This is a genomic window from Paenibacillus sp. (assembly GCF_035645195.1).
Classification (GTDB): Bacteria; Bacillota; Bacilli; order Paenibacillales; family YIM-B00363; genus Paenibacillus_AE.
In genome coordinates this window covers 35,723-51,448 of record NZ_DASQNA010000013.1, presented here as the reverse complement: position 1 = coordinate 51,448, position 15,726 = coordinate 35,723, and the positions used below count along the sequence as shown (strand labels likewise).

Sequence of the window (15,726 nt, the reverse complement as noted above, 5' to 3'; positions counted from 1 at the left end):
ATCGGCGCTGTGATACGATGAAAGAAGCGCTTTGAACGTACGCCGCGGCACGGGGGAAACCGCATGAATTCGGATCAGTGGGTCGAACGATTTTTGCTGTCGATGGAGATGGAGCATAACGCTTCTACGCATACGATTCGTCATTACGCCTCCGATTTGGCGCAGTTTTTGGAATTTCTCGGCGAGCAATCCGTCAAGGAGTGGTCGTCCGTCACGCACGTGACGGTACGATCCTTCTTGGCCAGCCTGCATGCAAAGCAATTGGCGAAGCGATCCGTCGCGCGTAAGCTGTCCGCGCTGCGATCGTTTTTTCGCTTTCTAACGCAGGAGGGCCAAATCTCTTCGAATCCGCTGGCGTCGGTGCGCAGCCCGAAGCTGGAGAAGCCGCTGCCGAAGTTTTTGTACGCGGATCAGACGCTCCGCCTGCTCGCGCAGCCGGACGCCGCGACGAGCCTCGGCGCGCGGGACCGCGCGATGTTCGAGTTGCTGTACGGCAGCGGCCTCCGCGTCGGCGAGCTCGTCGGGCTCGACGTCGGCGACGTCCGGCTCGAGCTCGGCATGGCGCTCGTGTACGGCAAAGGCGGGAAAGAGCGCTGGGTGCCGGTCGGCGAACATGCCGCGGACGCGCTTCGCGTATACCTAGAGAGAGGGCGCGCGGAACTGCTCGCGAAGTCGGCGCAAGGCGCCGGCGAGGAGGCGCTCTTCCTCAATCGCGACGGCACGCGGCTCAGCGACCGGAGCGTGCGCCGCATTTTGGACAAATACGTGGACCGCATCGCGGATTTGAACCGGATCAGCCCGCACACGCTGCGCCACACGTTCGCGACGCATCTGCTGGAGGCGGGCGCCGATCTTCGAAGCGTGCAGGAACTGCTCGGTCACGCGCATTTGTCCACGACGCAAGTGTACACGCACGTTACGAAGGACCACCTGCAATCGATATACAATCGAGCCCATCCGAGGGCATAGCCTCTAGAAACGAGGAGGAGACACGATGGATTCCCAATTTCACGCGACGACGATATTCGCGGTCAGGCACAAAGGCAAAGGAGCGATCGCCGGCGACGGGCAAGTGACGTTCGGCAACGCGATGGTCATGAAGCACGGCGCGAAGAAGGTGCGCAGGCTGTACCGCGGCAAGGTCGCGGCGGGCTTCGCCGGATCGGTCGCCGACGCGATCACGCTGTTCGAGAAATTCGAAGGGAAGCTCGAGGAGCACAGCGGCAACCTGCAGCGCGCCGCGGTGGAGCTAGCCAAGGAGTGGCGGTCGGACCGCGTGCTGCGCCGATTGGAAGCGATGATGATCGTGATGGACGCGCAGCATTTGCTGCTCATTTCGGGCAACGGCGAAATCATCGAGCCGGACGACGGCGTGCTCGCGATCGGCTCCGGAGGCAGCTTCGCGCTGTCCGCGGGCCGGGCGCTGAAGCGGTACGCCGGCGATCATATGGAAGCGAAAGAAATCGCGCTCGCGGCTATGAAGATGGCGGCGGAAATTTGCGTGTATACGAACGACAACATCATCGTCGAGGAGATGGAGGGGTAAGGAAGCGCTATGTCCACATCGAACGAGGCGTTCACGCCAAGACAAATCGTAGCGGAACTCGATAAGTACATCGTCGGTCAAAAGAAAGCGAAGCGGTCGATGGCGGTCGCCCTGCGCAACCGGTACCGCCGGAGCCTGCTCGACGAGAGCATCCGCGACGAAGTGGTGCCGAAAAACTTGCTGATGATCGGGCCGACGGGCGTCGGCAAAACGGAAATCGCGCGGCGTCTCGCGAAGCTCGTGAACGCGCCGTTCGTCAAAGTCGAGGCGACGAAATTTACCGAAATCGGATATGTCGGACGCGACGTCGAATCGATGGTTCGCGATCTCGTCGAGACGGCGATCCGCATGGTGAAGGCCGAGCGGACGGAGAAGGTGAAGGACCGGGCGGAGGCGCTCGCGAACGAGCGGATCGTCAACATTCTCGTGCCGAGCCCGCAGCGGGAGAAGCCGATGAAAAACCCGCTCGAAATGATTTTCGGCGGCGCGCAGCAGCCGGCGCAGCCGGCGCAGGAGCACGATCCGACGCTGCACGAGCGGCGCGAAACGGTGCGGCGGAAGCTCGCCGACGGGGCGCTCGAGAACGAGATGATCGAGATCGAGATCGAAGAGAACGCGCCGAATATGCTCGACATGCTCGCGGGACAAGGCGGCAACGAGCAAATGGGCATGAACATGCAGGAAATGTTCGGCAGCTTCCTGCCGAAACGGACGAAAAAACGGAAGCTTCCGGTCAAGGAAGCCCGCAAGGTGCTGACGCAGGAAGAAGCGCAAAAGCTGATCGACATGGACGACGTGACGCAGGAGTCGATCCGCCGGGCGGAGCAATCGGGCATCATTTTCATCGACGAGATCGACAAAATCGCAAGCTCCTCGCGCGGCACCGGTCCGGACGTCTCCCGCGAGGGCGTGCAGCGCGACATTCTGCCGATCGTGGAAGGCTCCACGGTCATGACGAAATACGGTCCGGTCAAAACCGATTACGTGCTGTTCATCGCCGCGGGCGCGTTCCACGTCGCGAAGCCGTCCGACCTCATTCCGGAGCTGCAGGGCCGATTCCCGATCCGCGTGGAGCTGAACTCGCTGACGCAAAGCGATTTCGAGCTGATCCTGAAAGAGCCGAAGAACGCGCTGACGAAGCAGTATACAGCGCTGCTGCAAACCGAAGGCATCGAGGTCGAATTTTCGCCGGAGGCGATTTCCGAAATCGCCCGCATCGCGGCGGAAGTGAACCAAAACACCGAAAATATCGGCGCGAGACGCCTTCATACGATTTTAGAGAAGCTGCTGGAGGATTTGAGCTTCGAGGCGCCGGACATCAATCTGGAGCAAATTGTCATTACGCCGGAATACGTGCGAGAAAAGCTCGGCGAGGTGGCGAAAAACCGCGATTTGAGTCAGTACATCCTATAAATGTGAGAGGCTTGTGTGCAGCATCATGACATTGTTATCCAAAACGAGGCGTTTGAATAAACTGCTCCAGAAAGCGGCCGGCACTTCCGTTAATTTCATGGAGATGGGCGAGGTGCTCCGGGACATTATCGGCGCCAACGTATTCGTCGTCAGCAGAAAAGGGAAAATATTGGGCTGCGGTCTCGCGCGTCTGCCGCAAGGCGACGAGCTGTCCCGTTACGTCCTCGAGGAACGCCGGTTTCCGCAAGAGGCGAACCAATGGTTCACCAGCATCGACGAGACGACCGGGAACGACGACGAGGACAGCCCGTACCGGAACTTGGTCGAGCGCGTTCACGAGCTGATGGAGGATCAGTTCGTGACGGTCGTGCCGATTCTCGGCGCGGGCGACCGGATCGGCACGCTCGTCGTCACGCGGGCGGATCGTCCGTTCGGCGAGGACGACCTCGTGCTCGCCGAGTACGGGTCGACGATCGTCGGCATGGAAATTTTGCGCGAACGGGCGGAGGAAAGCGAGCTCGAGGCGCGCACGAAAGCGGCCGTTCAGGTGGCGGTCGGTTCGCTCAGCTTCAGCGAGCTGGAGGCGGTCGAGCATATTTTCGAAGAGCTCGGCGGCAAGGAAGGGCTTCTTGTCGCGAGCAAGGTGGCGGATCGTGTCGGCATCACCCGTTCCGTCATCGTGAACGCGCTCCGTAAGCTCGAAAGCGCGGGCGTCATCGAAACGCGTTCGCTCGGGATGAAGGGCACGTACATCAAAATTTTGAACGACCAATTGGTCGAACAAATCGTGAAGAGCGGCAACCACTAAACCGACGTTCGACAGATCGACATTTTTTCGACAAACGGTAAAACCCTATTGCACTTGCTGCAATAGGGTTTTTTTGATCGATATAGAATTTATGAGTTTCGCTGACTTCGGAACGAGTAAATTCTATACCAAGAAAAACTTCCGCTTTACCGCGGTCGCTCATCTTGTAATGTACTTCGATAGAAGTTTTTCTTACGTTTACGACATTTTTACAGTTTTATTCAATATCGATATGGAAACAAAAATAGATAAAAAATTTGTCGAAACAAGAAGGAAAAAATTCATGCGCTGTGGAATATGATTATCTGACCTAAAGAAGGGTTTGAAAAATAGGCATAAAATCATTGGGAAATAGGAAGGGGATCACTTGTGCTCAACGTGAACGGCAGCCACTTCCGCATGATTGAGCGGACGTTGGACGCGGCCAGCCTCAGGCAGGCAGTCATCGCCAACAATATCGCCAACGTGGATACGCCTCGATTCAAAAGGTCCGAGGTCCAATTCGAGTCGCTGCTTCAGCAATCGTTGACCGATTCGCCGGCGAAGGTTGTCGGCCGCCGTACGGACCCCCGCCACATTAATATCGGCAGAACGTCGCAGGAAATTAAGCCTAAAATCGTCGTCGACGAAAATTCCGTCATGAACAACAACTTGAACAACGTGGATATCGATTCGGAAATGTCGCTCATGGCCAAAAATCAGCTGCGCTACAACGCGTTGGTGCAGCAAGCGTCCCATGAGATCAAGCTCGCGAGAACCGCGGTGGAGGGCAGATAATGCGATTAACGAACGGATTCGACATTAGCTCCTCGGCATTAACGGCGCAGCGCCTTCGGATGGACGTCATCGCCTCGAACATCGCCAACGCGGAGACGACGCGGGGCAAATTCGTGGACGGCCGCTGGGTGCCCTACACGCGCAAGCTCGTCGTCATGGAGCCGAAGGGGCAAGTGTCCTTCAAAGACGTGCTCGAGGGTACGATGCGCGACGGCGCGAGCCAAGGGGTGAAAGTGACCCGCATTTATGACGACCCGGCGCCTTACAAACAAGTATACAACCCGACGCATCCCGACGCGGACGCGAACGGCTTCGTGCTGATGCCGAACGTCGACGTACTGAAGGAGATGGTGGACATGATTTCCGCCACGCGTTCGTACGAAGCGAACGTAACAGCGCTTAACGCATCGAAATCGTTCATCACGAAAGCTCTAGAGATCGGAAGATAAACGGATGGGGTTCGCTAAATCGCGCAAGTAAAGGAGAGAGAATGATGTCTATTGCTGGATTGAAACCATTTTCCATAGCGACTCCCGCCGCGGGCGGTTCGACCGCCCAAACTTCTTCCGATCCGGGAGGCGTCGGGCAAATTACGGGAGCGTTCGCGAACGTGCTGGAGAAGGCGCTGCAATCGGTGGATGCGCAAGAGAAGCAAGTGCGCGTATTGAACGAGCAATTCGTTACCGGTCAAATTTCCGACGTGCATACCCTTGTCATCGCCGCGGAGAAAGCGCAGCTCGGTATGCAGCTGACCGTTCAAGTTCGCAACAAGGTGATCGAAGCTTACCAAGAGATTATGAGAACGCAGCTGTAATGAGGTGGTTCCACTCGACCTGAGCCGTGTAATGAGGTGACACAGTGAACGAAACGCTCGCCCGGTACCGCGAATCGCTACTTCGGTTCTGGGGTCAATATACGAACAAACAGCGATTCTTGTTTGTCGGCGCCTTCGTGTTAAGCGTCGCGACGATCGCTCTGCTCGTCTTTCAGTTTTCCAAAACGGAGTATTCCGTCGCCTTCACGGATTTGAATCCGACGGACGCCGCGAACGTGAAGGGGTATTTGGAATCGAACGCCATCCCGTACAAGCTTAGCGTGGACGGTCGAACGATCGGCGTGCCCAGCACGATGGTGTCCTCGGTGAAAATCGACGTCGCCTCCCAAGGTCTCGTGACGAACGGGGCGATCGGCTACGAAATTTTCCGTGAAAACATGAACAGTTGGAGCATGACGGACTCGCAGTTCGACGTGCTGAACGCCGACGCGAGATCGGGAGAAATCCAACGCTTGATCAATCAAATCAGCGGCGTCAGCAGCTCCGAGGTGCTCATCAACGTCCCGAAACAAAGCGTATTTTTGAATCCGGACGGAGCGGGACAGCAGTCCACCGCTTCGGTCGTCGTCAATTTCACGCCGGGGTTTCCGCCGGATCAAGCGAAGATCGACACGATTTACAACTTGGTCGCGCGCAGCGTGCCGAACTTGTCGATCGACAACATCACGATTTCCGACCAGAACGGCGAGCTGCTGCCGTCCTCGCGGCTCGGAGGAGGCATGGGCGCCTCGACCGGCCAAATCGAACAGCAGCTTCGGCTTAAGAAGCAATTCGAGCTCGATTTACAGCGCAATATCATGAGCTTCCTTGCGCCGCTGCTCGGGGAAGACGACGTCATCGTCAGCGTGTTCTCCACGCTCAACTTCGACCAGAAAAAGAGCTCGGCGAACCGCGTCGAGCCGGTCAACGCGGAAGACGGCACCGGCATCATCGTTTCGCGCCAAGCGAGCGAAGAGTCGGTGACGAGCACAGGCGGCGAAACCGGCGGCACGGTCGGCACCGGAGAGACGGACGTTCCGAGCTATCCGGGCTCGTCGGTACAGGGCAGCATGGAGTCGGAGAAAAGCGATATCATCGAAAATTTCGATTTTAACCGCATATCGGAAGAAATCGTTTCGAGTCCTTACGTAGTGAAGGACCTCAGCATTTCCGTCGGCATCAACTCGACGGACGATCCGGAGACGGTCGCCCAGGTGGAACAGCTGCTTACGAGCATCGTCGGGGCGTCGCTTGCGAACTCCGGGCAGACGCTCAGCGAGGAGCAATTGGCTTCCAAGGTGTCGGTCATTTCCCGCTCGTTCAACGGCGCAGCCGTAACGGCGGAAACGACGGACAACCAAATGCTGCTGTACGCGGCTGCGGGCGCCGCCGTCGCGGCCGTCGTCGCGGCCGGCGCATTCGCCGTGGTACGCCGTCGGAAGGCGAAAGCGGAGGCGCTCGCGCAGGCCGAGATCGAGCTTGCGGCGGCGGAGACGCAGCAGCCGGAGCAGGTGCTCGACATCGAACAGGTCGGCAACGACAACCAAATTCGGAAGCAGCTCGAGCATTTGGCGAAACGAAAGCCAGAGGAATTCACGAATTTGCTGCGTACATGGCTGGCGGATGAATAAAGGGGGATAAGGGAATGGCAAAAGCCCAGGCGCAGCAGCAAATGTTGACAGGCAGACAAAAAGCGGCGATTCTGCTCATCACCCTCGGTCCCGAGGTGTCCGCCCAAGTGTTCAAGCATCTGCGAGACGAGGAAATCGAGCAGCTGACGCTGGAAATCGCCAACGTCCGCAAAGTGGATAACGCCGAGAAGGACGCGATCATGGCGGAATTTCACCAGATCGCGGTCGCGCAGGAGTTTCTCACGCAGGGCGGCATCAACTACGCCAAAGAAATTTTGGAGAAGGCGCTCGGCCCGAGCAAGGCGATGGACATCATCAATCGGTTGACGGCGACGCTTCAGGTGCGGCCGTTCGATTTCGCCCGGAAGGCGGACGCCGGTCAAATTCTCAACTTTATCCAAAACGAAAACGCGCAAACGATCGCGCTCGTGCTATCGTACCTTCACCCCGAGCAGGCGGCGATCATTTTGTCGTCGCTGCCGCAGGAGAAGCAAGCGGACGTCGCGAAACGGATCGCGATTATGGACAGCACGTCGCCTGAGGTTATCTCGCAGGTGGAGCGCGTGCTCGAACAGAAGCTGTCGGCGACGGTCACGCAGGATTATACGTCCGCTGGCGGCATCGAAGCGATCGTGCAAATTCTCAACGGCGTCGACCGCGGCACGGAGCGTACCATTCTCGATTCGCTCGAGATTCAGGATCCGGAGCTGGCGGAAGAAATCAAGAAGCGCATGTTCGTCTTCGAAGATATCGTCAATCTCGACAACCGCTCCATTCAGCGGATCATCCGGGATATCGAAAACGCGGATCTGCAGCTCGCGCTCAAGGTTGCGAGCGAAGAGGTGCGGGAAGCGATATTCCGCAACATGTCCAAGCGGATGGCGGATTCTTTCAAAGAAGAAATGGAATTTATGGGTCCCGTCAGACTTCGGGACGTCGAAGAGGCGCAAACGCGCATCGTAGCGACGGTGCGACGACTCGAGGAAGCCGGAGAGATTATTATCGCCCGCGGCGGAGGAGACGATATCATTGTCTAATGTGATTAAGTCGAATCGGTACATTCCTCTGGAAGAAACCCGAAAGCTGGAAGCCTTCGCTTACCGGCCGCCGGAAGCGGCTTCGCCGGAACCGGCGAACGATGCGCTCGCCCGCGCGCATCCGGCGCCGTCCGAGCGGGAAGCGCAGGCGGCCGCCGACGCGGAGCGGCTGCTCGAAGACGCCAAGCAGGCGGCGGAAGAGCTGCTGCGCAGCGCCGCGGAAGAGGCGGAACGGAGGCTCGGCGAAGCGTCGGAGCAAATCGATAAATGGTGGGACGAGCGAAGGATCGAGGATCTGCGCGTCGTCGAGGAGAGCAAGCGCTCCGGATACGAAGCGGGCTACCAAGAAGGCCTGAAGCAGGCGGAGGCGGAAATCGCGCAGCGGTACGAAGGCCTGATTCAGGAAGCCCGCGGTCTAGTGACGGAAGCGCATCGGGTGAAGGAGCGCGTCATCGCCGAAGCCGAGCCGTTCCTCGTCGAGTTGTCCACGTCGGTCGCGAAGAAAATCATCGGCGAACATCTGGCCGTCGCGCCCGAATGGACGCTTGCGCAGGTCAAGCGGACGCTCGAGCGCCGGCGCGAGAAAGGGCTCATCACGCTGTGCGTCGCGCCGTCCCAGTTCCCGAAGATGCAGGATGCGAGGGCGGAGCTGACGCTGTCCGTCGACTCCGAGGCGGAGCTCGTCATCGTGCCCGACGCGACGGTCGATGAAGGCGGCTGCGTCGTGCGCACCGCGTTCGGCAGCATCGACGCCCGCATCGATACGCAGCTCTCCGAGTTGAAAACGGCGCTCATGGAGATCGCCTCCCGCGGCGACGACGAGGAGGGATCGGCGTGAACGGAGCGTTCAAGGCGCCGGACATCGAGAAGTACGTGGAAGCGCTGCGTTCGGTCGATCCGATCCGGATTAACGGCAAGGTGACGCAGGTGATCGGCCTCACGGTCGAATCCGAGGGTCCCGACGTCAAGCTCGGCGACGTATGCCTCATTCACCCGGGCAAAGGCGCGCCGCCGGTCAAGGCCGAGGTCGTCGGCTTTCGCAACAACAAAGTCATTCTGATGCCGCTTGGCGAACTGACGGCGATCGGACCCGGCTGCGACGTCGTCGGCACCGGCAAGCCGCTCGCCGTCAAGGCGGGGCACGAGCTGCTCGGCAAAGTGCTGGACGGCCTCGGACTGCCGATGGACGGCTCCTCGCTGCCGCTGCGGATGACCGAGGTGCCCGCGAACAACGCGCCGATTCCGCCGCTCAAGCGCCCGCGCGTGCTCGAGCCGCTGTCGGTCGGCGTTCGCTGCATCGACGGGCTGCTCACGATCGGCAAAGGGCAGCGGGTCGGCATCTTCGCCGGGTCCGGCGTCGGCAAGTCGACGCTGCTCGGCATGATCGCCCGCAACACGTCGGCGGACGTCAACGTGATCGGGCTGATCGGCGAGCGCGGACGCGAAGTGCTCGATTTCATCGAACGCGACCTCGGCCCGGAAGGGCTCGCGAGATCGGTCGTCGTCGTCGCGACGAGCGATCAACCGGCGCTGATCCGGATGAAGGGCGCGCTCATCACGACCGCGATCGCGGAATATTTCCGGGACCGCGGGCTGAACGTGATGATGATGATGGACTCCGTTACGCGGTACGCGATGGCGCTCCGCGAAGTCGGCCTCGCCGTCGGCGAGCCGCCGGCGACCCGAGGGTATACGCCCTCGGTGTTCGCCAGCCTGCCGAAGCTGCTCGAGCGCGCCGGGACCGGGCCGAAAGGTTCGATCACCGCGTTCTACACGGTGCTGGTCGACGGCGACGACATGAACGAGCCGATCGCCGACGCGGTGCGCGGCATCCTGGACGGCCATATCGTCCTGGACCGCAAGCTCGCGAACCGGGGGCATTTCCCGGCGATCGACGTGCTCGCCAGCGTCTCCCGCGTCATGAACGAAATCGCCCCGCGGGAGCAGATCGCCGCCGGCAATCGGCTGAAGGAACTGCTCGCCGTGTACCGGGACGCGGAGGATTTGATCAATATTGGCGCTTATAAAGCGGGATCGAACCTCGAGATCGATAAAGCGATCGACTCGATCCAAGCGATACACGGCTTTACGAGGCAGGCGACGGACGAGAAGACGACGCTGCAGGAAGCGCAGGAGACTTTGATTCGACAGTTCTTCGGAGGTTGACGCGATCCATGAAATTCGTGTACCCGTTCCAAAAGGTGCTCGACGTGAAAACGAACGAGAAAAAGGAAGCGGAGTCGCGGCTCGCCGAGGCGTTCGGCGCGCTGCGCGAAGCGGAGAGCGAGCTGCGAGAAGCGGCGGGAGAGAAGGAACGCGCGCAGACGAGGCTGGCGGAGGAGGCGCTCGGCGCCCTTGCGATGGCGGAAGTGATCGCAAGCCAGCGGTATATCGATTATTTGGACGAGCGCATCAAGGCGGCGGAACGCAAAATGCGCGAAGCGGAACGGCGCGTCGCGGAGCTGCGCGAGCGGCTGACCGACAAATCGATGGACGAAAAAATATGGCTCAACGCCAAGGACAAGGCGCTCGCCGAGCATCGCAAGGAAGCGGAACGCCGCTTGCAGCATGAATTGGACGAGATGGCGACGGCGCGCAGCCGATACGCTTACTAAAGACATTGGGCGATGGAAGGAGGGAGAAGCGTGGCGGAGTTGGAGGAGGAGCGATCGTATTCTGTTGTGGAGCGGCTGCTTTTCTATACGCTTCCGGTATTGTTTACGCTGCTCCTGACCGGCGTCCTGCTTACGGTGTTCGGTTATGACGTAGTGAACGAGATGCTGCGAGCCGGCAACAAGGTGCCGGGAATCGCGGCGGTGCTGCCCGATCCGAAGCCTACCGAGGCGGAGCTTCGGGAGGCGATGCGCGCGGCGGACCAAACGGCCGCGCAGGGCGAGGGCGCGGCGGCGGAGAGCGGCGAGGCCGCGGCGGTTCGCGCCGATTTGGCCGCGAAGGAAGCGGAGCTCGCGCAGCTGCGCGCCGAGTCGGCGGAGAAGGAGCAGCGGATCGCGCAGTTACAGGCGGAGCTTGAAGCGAAGCAAGCGGCGGAAGAGCAGGCTGCGGCGGAGGCGGCGTCCGAAGAGGAATACGCGGCTAACGTCAAGAAGCTGGCCGCCGTATACGGCAGCATGAAGGCAAGCAAAGCGGCGCCGCTGCTCGAAAACTTGACGCTCAGCGAACGGGTGCTCGTCATGCGGGAGATGGACGAGGAGCAGCAGGTCGACATCTTCGAACGAATGGACCCGGCCGTCGCGGCGGAGACGTCGATTTTGCTCAAGGACGCCGTGCCGTCGAAAGATTTGCAAATCGCCGCGCTGCAGGAGCGGCTCGCGCTCGGTTCCGCCGCCGCGGATGCGTCGGCGGAGCTGACGACCGAGGAGCTGAGCCGCACGATCGCGCAAATGACGCCGGACCGCGCGGCCGAAGTGCTGCTCGAGATGGAGCAGTCGCAGGTCGTGCTCATCCTCCGGGGGATGGAAGAGTCGTCGCGTGCGACGATTCTCGATTCGCTCGCGAAACTGGACAAGGGACGCACGGCGAGAATCGCGGCAAGGCTCGGGTAAGGGCGCGTTCGGCGAATGACGGTCCCCTGCCGCAGCCGGGGCGGAGCGCATGCCGGAGCCGCAGGGAAAGGAGGTGAATACAACAATGATGAATGGTGTGCAAACGGCAATAGCGGGCGCTTCGGTGCAAACGACGGCGGTTGCGGCGATTTCCGGCGGCGGCGCCGCGGGAACGGGCGCGCCGGCGGAAAGCTCGGGCTTCGCGGCGCTGATCGCAAGCCTGCTCGGCGGTTCGGCGATGCCGGCGGAAGGGCGGGAAGCGGCGATGCTCGGATGGCTCGCGGGCGCGGCGCTGCCGGAAGGCGCGCAGACCGAAGCGGCGGAAGAAGATCAGACCGCGCTGGACGCGCTGCTGGCGGAAATGTCCGCTTGGATCGCGTCGCTGACGGCCGAACAGCAGCAGCAGCTTGCGAACCAGCCGGAAGTGTCCGAATGGATGGCGCTCGCGAACGCGGAGCTTGCGATGTCCGCGCTGCTCGAAGACGTCGCTCCGACCGGTTTGAACGCGGCGACGGCGCAGGCGGGCGAGAACGGCGCTGCGGGCGCGCAGCCGATCGCGGAGCTGTGGGGCCGGCTGGCGAAAGCGCTGGAAGCCGATCCGAATCAACCGCATTTGCTCGCGGCCGCAAAACAGGCGCCGCTCGTGCTGGCGCAAGCGGCGAGCTTGCTCGCGGCGGTCGACGCCGGAGCCGAGAACGCGGCGGACGGATCCGCGGAGCGCGGAGCGGCGGAGACGCGCGGCGGCAGCGCGGCGGGCATGAAGCCTGCGGCAGGGGCGCTGGCGGAGCTGCTCGCGAAGGCGAACGGCAGCGTGGAAGCGCCGAAGTCGGAAGGCGCCCGGAACGCGAACGCGCGCTGGTCGCATTTGTCTGCGATGCAGGCGAAAGTATCGCTCGTCCGCGTAACAGCGGTCGAAGCGGCGTCGACGGCGGCGGTCGGAGCGGCGGATGCCGCGGCCCATGGAGCGGATACCGCGGGAGCGGCGTCTCAAGGCGAGCCGATACTGACATCGTCCGCGTGGGACGCGTTGAAAGCGAACGCGACGGACGCGCAGCCGAGAGCGGAGGCGGCGGCGCCTCGCATGACGCTTCCGGAAGCGACGGAGCAGCTGAAGGAGTGGATGCTGCGCCAATCGTCGGGCGGCGGCGATTTCAAAGCCGAGACGATTTTGAAGCTGAAGCCGGAGCATCTCGGCGAGGTGCAGGTGAAGCTGACGATGCAGAACGGTCAGCTGGCCGCGACGATTACGACGGAATCTGCGATGGCGAAAGACGCGCTGGAATCGAATTTGTCGGCGCTGCGCTTAAATCTGCAATCCCAAGGCGTGACGGTCGAACGTCTCGTCGTATCTCAACAACAGCCTAACGGTCAGCCTTCCGGCTTCGAGCAGGAAGGACGGAGAGAACAGCAAGCCGGACGCGAACCGAATCGAGACGGTCGTTCCCGCGAGGAGCAGGATGCCGAAGATTGGGCGGAAGTCCTTTCCGTAACGGCGAATCTGAACGCGGCGAATTTGGACGTCATCGGCAATTCGTTCCGGGCCGAGGCGTAAGCGGAGGTGAATCGCAATGGTCAGCAACGTGCAATGGCCGACGTATTCCAGCTCGAACCCGACGCCGGAACGGAACGGCCAAAACGGCAGCGTGCTAGGGAAAGATCAATTTCTTAAAATCCTGATCACGCAGCTGCAGAACCAAGATCCTGCGTCGCCGATGCAGGACCGGGAATTTATCGCGCAAATGGCGCAATTTTCCTCCCTTGAACAAATGATGAACATGACGAACGAGATCAAAGGGCTGCGCCAGTCGCTCGGCATCGCCTCCGGCATGATCGGACTCGAGGCGACCTGGACGACGTACGACATGGACGGGAAGCCGACGGGAACGCAGTCGGGCATCGTCGATTCGATCCTGATCAAGGACGGGGCGCAGTACGCCGAAATCGACGGCAAGCAGGTGCCGTTCTCCGACATCGTCGCCATGCGGCAGCCGGCGGAGGAGCAGGCGCCATGAACGAACGTCAGACGATCAACCAGTTATATCCGAATCGGGCGGGATTTTTTCCGCCGAAGCCGGCGGCGGCGAGGCCGGCGGCGCAGACGAACGGACCGGCGTTCCGCGACGTACTGGATCGTCAGTTTCTGAAATTCAGCCATCATGCCGAACAGCGATTGGCGCAGCGGGGCATCCGGCTCGAGCCGGAACAGCTGAGCCGCATCGGAGGCGCCGTCGACAAAGCGGCCGCCAAAGGGGCGAAAGATTCGCTCGTCCTGTTTCAAGACATGGCGTTCATCGTCAACGTGAAAAACCGAACCGTCGTCACCGCGATGGACGGAGCCTCGATGAACGACCACGTGTTTACGCAAATCGACAGCACCATCGTCGTCAAATAGGGCTGGCCCTTGACGGAAGCCCAAGGTTGCGCGGACCGACTGAAGCGCAACGACCATTCCAACAAAGCGGAGGATGCAATTCATGCTTAGATCGCTTTATTCCGGTATTTCCGGCATGCGCGGGTTTCAAACGAAACTCGACGTCATCGGCAACAACATCGCGAACGTCAATACGGTCGGTTTTAAATCGGGCCGCGTGATGTTCAAGGACATCCTTAGTCAGACGATCTCCGGCATCACGGCGCCGGAGGAAGGCACGCGAGGCGGCGTGAACGCGAAGCAAGTCGGCCTCGGCTCGACGCTCGCGGCGATCGACACGATCCATACGCCGGGGAGCGCGATGACGACGAACATCGTCACCGACCTCAGAATCGACGGCGACGGATTCTTCGCGGTAGCGGCGACCGAAGACCAAGACGTGCCGTACTTAACGCGCGCGGGCAACTTCACGCTTGACGGCAACCGCCAGCTCGTCACCGCGGAAGGATATTTCGTCCGATCGGTCGACGGGGGCAACATCATTTTGGACGAAGAAGTAACGGCGTTCTCCATCGCGCAGGACGGCACGATCATCGCGGTGAACGCCGACGGCACTAGCGAACCGACCGATTTCCAAATCGGCGTCGTGAAAGTGGCGAACCCGAACGCGCTGGAGAAAATCGGCGGCAATATGTACCGGGTGAACGCGAACGCGAATCCGGACGGCGAGGTCGAAATTTCGACGGCGATGAACGCGGAAGTCGGCACCGGCGCGATCATCTCCGGCCAGTTGGAGATGTCGAACGTCGACCTGACGAACGAGTTTACCGAAATGATCGTCGCCCAGCGCGGCTTCCAGGCGAACTCCCGCATTATTACGACTTCCGACGAAGTTCTCCAAGAAGTCGTGAATCTGAAGCGATAATTCGGCATAAGGATTCCGTACCGGGCCGGGAGGGCGCGCCTTCCCGGCCTCCGGACGGATCTTGGAGGAGGAGGAGTGGTTTATGATCACCGTGACCCGGCTCAACGGCACGCGGGTGACCGTAAACGCGCTGTTTATCGAAACGGTGGAGGAAACTCCGGATACGATCATTACGCTGACGACCGGCAAAAAAATCGTGGTCACGGAAAAAACGGCAGAATTGGTCGCGCTCACCCAGGAGTACTTATCCCGCATCGGGCTCGTGAGGCCGACCGCAGCGCTGCAGCAAACGGAGGAGTCGTAAGTGAAAAAAATGTTGCCTTGGATCATCGTCATTCTGCTCGCCGTCACGTTAATCGTCGGCGCCGCCTTCGTGCTGTGGAACAGTTTCGTCAACACGGAGCCCGCGGATCCGCGCGAGGCCGCCAGGGAACAGGCGGGGCAGGTCGAAGCGGAATATATCAGCGCGGAAAAGCTGGCGGAGATGACGTATGCGATCGACGACATCATTACGAATCTGGCGGACCCTGCCTTTTTCGTGAACGCAAGCTTCACCTTCGAGCTGGACAGCGCGGATGCCAAACACGAATTCGAGCTTCTCGCATATAAAATGAAAGACGTCATCAATACGACGCTTTCCGACATGACGCCCGAGCAAGTGCGCGGAAGCGAAGGCAAAGACGCGCTTACGGCGGCGCTCATCAACAAGACGAACGAACTGCTGCACGAGGGCAAAGTCAGACATGTGTACATTACGAAGTTTATCGTTACCGAACAATAACGCTTCGCACGCCGTTCGAGCTTGGCGAGTTGATTTTGCACAAAAAAGAGGGTGAACCCC

Annotated in this window: 19 protein-coding genes; all 19 read left to right on the top strand. The window is 60.5% G+C overall.

Translation table 11 applies throughout. From position 1 onward, the window contains the following. Positions 1–63 precede the first annotated feature (63 nt). Entirely contained in the window at positions 64–969 is a 906-nt protein-coding gene (xerC, locus tag VE009_RS05725; RefSeq protein ID WP_325006437.1) for a tyrosine recombinase XerC, read from the top strand. Between the two features lie 25 nt (positions 970–994). Beyond that, positions 995–1,546 carry an ATP-dependent protease subunit HslV gene (hslV, locus tag VE009_RS05720; RefSeq protein ID WP_325006436.1) on the top strand — a complete coding sequence of 184 codons (552 nt, stop codon included), beginning with the start codon at positions 995–997 and terminating at the stop codon, positions 1,544–1,546. Positions 1,547–1,555: 9 nt separating this feature from the next. After that, a complete protein-coding gene (hslU, locus tag VE009_RS05715) occupies positions 1,556–2,959 on the top strand; it encodes an ATP-dependent protease ATPase subunit HslU (RefSeq protein ID WP_325006435.1) in 1,404 nt (467 codons plus the stop codon). Between the two features lie 25 nt (positions 2,960–2,984). After that, positions 2,985–3,767, top strand: coding sequence for a GTP-sensing pleiotropic transcriptional regulator CodY (gene codY / locus VE009_RS05710; RefSeq protein WP_325006434.1), 783 nt, complete (start codon positions 2,985–2,987; stop codon positions 3,765–3,767). Between the two features lie 399 nt (positions 3,768–4,166). Continuing rightward, positions 4,167–4,544, top strand: coding sequence for a flagellar basal body rod protein FlgB (gene flgB, locus VE009_RS05705; RefSeq protein ID WP_414694787.1), 378 nt, complete (start codon positions 4,167–4,169; stop codon positions 4,542–4,544). Further along, the gene (gene flgC, locus VE009_RS05700; RefSeq protein ID WP_325006432.1) at positions 4,544–4,993 is read left to right on the top strand and encodes a flagellar basal body rod protein FlgC; all 450 of its coding nucleotides are present in this window, start codon (positions 4,544–4,546) and stop codon (positions 4,991–4,993) included. The genes flgB and flgC overlap by 1 nt, the downstream gene beginning before the upstream one ends. Positions 4,994–5,037: 44 nt before the next feature. Further along, positions 5,038–5,358: a flagellar hook-basal body complex protein FliE gene (fliE, locus tag VE009_RS05695; RefSeq protein ID WP_325006431.1), complete on the top strand. Its 321-nt coding sequence runs from the start codon at positions 5,038–5,040 to the stop codon at positions 5,356–5,358. A gap of 44 nt (positions 5,359–5,402) precedes the next feature. After that, positions 5,403–6,989: a flagellar basal-body MS-ring/collar protein FliF gene (gene fliF / locus VE009_RS05690; protein ID WP_325006430.1), complete on the top strand. Its 1,587-nt coding sequence runs from the start codon at positions 5,403–5,405 to the stop codon at positions 6,987–6,989. Positions 6,990–7,003: 14 nt separating this feature from the next. Beyond that, entirely contained in the window at positions 7,004–8,026 is a 1,023-nt protein-coding gene (gene fliG, locus VE009_RS05685) for a flagellar motor switch protein FliG (RefSeq protein ID WP_325006429.1), read from the top strand. A 1-nt stretch (position 8,027) separates the two neighbouring features. Then, positions 8,028–8,864 carry a FliH/SctL family protein gene (locus VE009_RS05680; RefSeq protein WP_325006542.1) on the top strand — a complete coding sequence of 279 codons (837 nt, stop codon included), beginning with the start codon at positions 8,028–8,030 and terminating at the stop codon, positions 8,862–8,864. Then, entirely contained in the window at positions 8,861–10,192 is a 1,332-nt protein-coding gene (gene fliI / locus VE009_RS05675) for a flagellar protein export ATPase FliI (protein ID WP_325006428.1), read from the top strand. Before VE009_RS05680 ends, fliI begins: the two co-directional genes overlap by 4 nt. Positions 10,193–10,200: 8 nt before the next feature. Continuing rightward, the gene (gene fliJ / locus VE009_RS05670) at positions 10,201–10,641 is read left to right on the top strand and encodes a flagellar export protein FliJ (protein ID WP_325006427.1); all 441 of its coding nucleotides are present in this window, start codon (positions 10,201–10,203) and stop codon (positions 10,639–10,641) included. A 30-nt stretch (positions 10,642–10,671) separates the two neighbouring features. Then, on the top strand, positions 10,672–11,589 hold the full coding sequence (locus tag VE009_RS05665; RefSeq protein WP_325006426.1) for a hypothetical protein: 918 nt from the start codon (positions 10,672–10,674) through the stop codon (positions 11,587–11,589). A gap of 85 nt (positions 11,590–11,674) precedes the next feature. Continuing rightward, the gene (locus VE009_RS05660) at positions 11,675–13,141 is read left to right on the top strand and encodes a flagellar hook-length control protein FliK (RefSeq protein ID WP_325006425.1); all 1,467 of its coding nucleotides are present in this window, start codon (positions 11,675–11,677) and stop codon (positions 13,139–13,141) included. Positions 13,142–13,157: 16 nt separating this feature from the next. Then, on the top strand, positions 13,158–13,601 hold the full coding sequence (locus tag VE009_RS05655) for a flagellar hook capping FlgD N-terminal domain-containing protein (RefSeq protein WP_325006424.1): 444 nt from the start codon (positions 13,158–13,160) through the stop codon (positions 13,599–13,601). Beyond that, positions 13,598–13,981 carry a TIGR02530 family flagellar biosynthesis protein gene (locus tag VE009_RS05650; protein WP_325006423.1) on the top strand — a complete coding sequence of 128 codons (384 nt, stop codon included), beginning with the start codon at positions 13,598–13,600 and terminating at the stop codon, positions 13,979–13,981. The genes VE009_RS05655 and VE009_RS05650 overlap by 4 nt, the downstream gene beginning before the upstream one ends. Positions 13,982–14,063: 82 nt before the next feature. Further along, entirely contained in the window at positions 14,064–14,885 is an 822-nt protein-coding gene (gene flgG / locus VE009_RS05645; RefSeq protein ID WP_325006422.1) for a flagellar basal body rod protein FlgG, read from the top strand. An 82-nt stretch (positions 14,886–14,967) separates the two neighbouring features. Then, positions 14,968–15,189 (top strand): flagellar FlbD family protein, encoded by a 222-nt coding sequence (locus VE009_RS05640; RefSeq protein WP_325006421.1) that lies wholly within the window; start codon positions 14,968–14,970, stop codon positions 15,187–15,189. A gap of 9 nt (positions 15,190–15,198) precedes the next feature. Continuing rightward, positions 15,199–15,666 carry a flagellar basal body-associated FliL family protein gene (locus VE009_RS05635; protein WP_325006541.1) on the top strand — a complete coding sequence of 156 codons (468 nt, stop codon included), beginning with the start codon at positions 15,199–15,201 and terminating at the stop codon, positions 15,664–15,666. Positions 15,667–15,726: the final 60 nt, after the last annotated feature.

What these genes read in the sequence shown, in the direction of transcription:
- fliJ (WP_325006427.1), top strand. Translation starts at nt 10,201, where the DNA reads ATGAAATTCGTGTACCCGTTCCAAAAGGTGCTCGACGTGAAAACGAAC.
- codY (WP_325006434.1), top strand. Translation starts at nt 2,985, where the DNA reads ATGACATTGTTATCCAAAACGAGGCGTTTGAATAAACTGCTCCAGAAA.
- VE009_RS05660 (WP_325006425.1), top strand. Translation starts at nt 11,675, where the DNA reads ATGATGAATGGTGTGCAAACGGCAATAGCGGGCGCTTCGGTGCAAACG.
- VE009_RS05640 (WP_325006421.1), top strand. Translation starts at nt 14,968, where the DNA reads ATGATCACCGTGACCCGGCTCAACGGCACGCGGGTGACCGTAAACGCG.
- hslU (WP_325006435.1), top strand. Translation starts at nt 1,556, where the DNA reads ATGTCCACATCGAACGAGGCGTTCACGCCAAGACAAATCGTAGCGGAA.
- xerC (WP_325006437.1), top strand. Translation starts at nt 64, where the DNA reads ATGAATTCGGATCAGTGGGTCGAACGATTTTTGCTGTCGATGGAGATG.
- VE009_RS05650 (WP_325006423.1), top strand. Translation starts at nt 13,598, where the DNA reads ATGAACGAACGTCAGACGATCAACCAGTTATATCCGAATCGGGCGGGA.
- VE009_RS05635 (WP_325006541.1), top strand. Translation starts at nt 15,199, where the DNA reads ATGTTGCCTTGGATCATCGTCATTCTGCTCGCCGTCACGTTAATCGTC.
- flgC (WP_325006432.1), top strand. Translation starts at nt 4,544, where the DNA reads ATGCGATTAACGAACGGATTCGACATTAGCTCCTCGGCATTAACGGCG.
- flgG (WP_325006422.1), top strand. Translation starts at nt 14,064, where the DNA reads ATGCTTAGATCGCTTTATTCCGGTATTTCCGGCATGCGCGGGTTTCAA.
- VE009_RS05655 (WP_325006424.1), top strand. Translation starts at nt 13,158, where the DNA reads ATGGTCAGCAACGTGCAATGGCCGACGTATTCCAGCTCGAACCCGACG.
- fliG (WP_325006429.1), top strand. Translation starts at nt 7,004, where the DNA reads ATGGCAAAAGCCCAGGCGCAGCAGCAAATGTTGACAGGCAGACAAAAA.
- flgB (WP_414694787.1), top strand. Translation starts at nt 4,167, where the DNA reads ATGATTGAGCGGACGTTGGACGCGGCCAGCCTCAGGCAGGCAGTCATC.
- hslV (WP_325006436.1), top strand. Translation starts at nt 995, where the DNA reads ATGGATTCCCAATTTCACGCGACGACGATATTCGCGGTCAGGCACAAA.
- fliE (WP_325006431.1), top strand. Translation starts at nt 5,038, where the DNA reads ATGTCTATTGCTGGATTGAAACCATTTTCCATAGCGACTCCCGCCGCG.